Source organism: Sulfolobus sp. B1 (assembly GCF_007050195.1).
Classification (GTDB): Archaea; Thermoproteota; Thermoprotei_A; order Sulfolobales; family Sulfolobaceae; genus Saccharolobus.
This window is the reverse complement of the sequence record NZ_QIMI01000274.1, coordinates 1-1,099: the sequence shown is the minus strand read 5'-3', so window position 1 is coordinate 1,099 and position 1,099 is coordinate 1. Positions and strand designations below refer to the sequence as shown.

1 protein-coding gene and 1 pseudogene are annotated in these 1,099 nt (G+C 35.9%); both read right to left on the bottom strand.

The features are described 5' to 3' along the window. Positions 1-19: 19 nt before the first annotated feature. Positions 20-223, bottom strand: coding sequence for a winged helix-turn-helix transcriptional regulator (locus DMP16_RS10135; RefSeq protein ID WP_069284385.1), 204 nt, complete (start codon positions 221-223; stop codon positions 20-22). A 252-nt stretch (positions 224-475) separates the two neighbouring features. After that, positions 476-1,051: pseudogene (locus DMP16_RS10130) on the bottom strand (zinc ribbon domain-containing protein); the annotation flags it as partial. Positions 1,052-1,099: the final 48 nt, after the last annotated feature.

Genomic DNA, 1,099 nt, shown 5'->3' with positions numbered 1-1,099 from the left:
ACAATTTACTCGAAATCTATTAGCATAAGTTGGAATAAAATTGAATTTTATGGGGGTGGATGAAATTGTTGTCCACACACCCTTCCTTTTCCATTCTCCTTATTCTATATAGGATTGTAGACTTAGGCATCTTAAACTCTTCTGCTAAGTTCTGTAGATTAAATCTTCCATCAGCTTGTATACGTTTCAATATTTTAAGATCTAACTCGTCTAGCTTTAACATCTCATTATCATTATAGTATAATACGGCTTAAAAATTCATAATCTTACACATTTCATATACACTCCGTTACATAAGGATTTTCCCCTCATCGGTTGGGGGAATGTTTCTCCAACCGTGAAAACGTCGTAGATTACGCTGAAGATCCTCATCGATATCTTTCGTTTGAAGGGTAGTTGAGGTTAACAGATATATCTCCCATCTTTATACCATACTAGGATAATGAAACTGACTTCCCCCCTTTAGAGGTTCCCCTCATCGATTTGAGCTTACATCTCTCATATGAGAGGCAGTCGAGAGGGTCAGAGAACCATACAAAATAGCAATAACATCTCTATCATTCTCATAACCGCACTTCACACAATGAAAATTCCTATAACCAACCTCCTCCATCTCATTACCACACTTAGGACAACGCGAAGAGGAGTAAGCGTCAACATAAACAACCTTAAGCCCATGCTTCTTAGCCTCCCACTCGATCCAATATTGTATCCTATGGTACTCCATGAGATAGAGCTTATCCCTAAACTTTATTAATAGGCTTCTAACGCTCTTTATCAAGTTATTTAAATCCTCTAAGTAAATAGCTGAAACGTTAAATAATTTATCCATTTCAACAATCCACTTCCCAATTTTTCTAGCTGAGTTCTCCAAGATGTTTTTAGCCTTCTTGTGGAAATCCCTAAACCTACTTAATATTTTCCACTCTCTTTCCATCTCTTATTTCCTTTGCAAATTTTCAGCTAAACTCTTATAATAATAAGCTAGCCTAGTTGGAATCATAACGTAATTACTATTACCCTTACCAACAACAATTTCATTCATATTCAACGACTACATTATCTTTAGCTTCAAGCTCATGATAACCAGACACTTTAC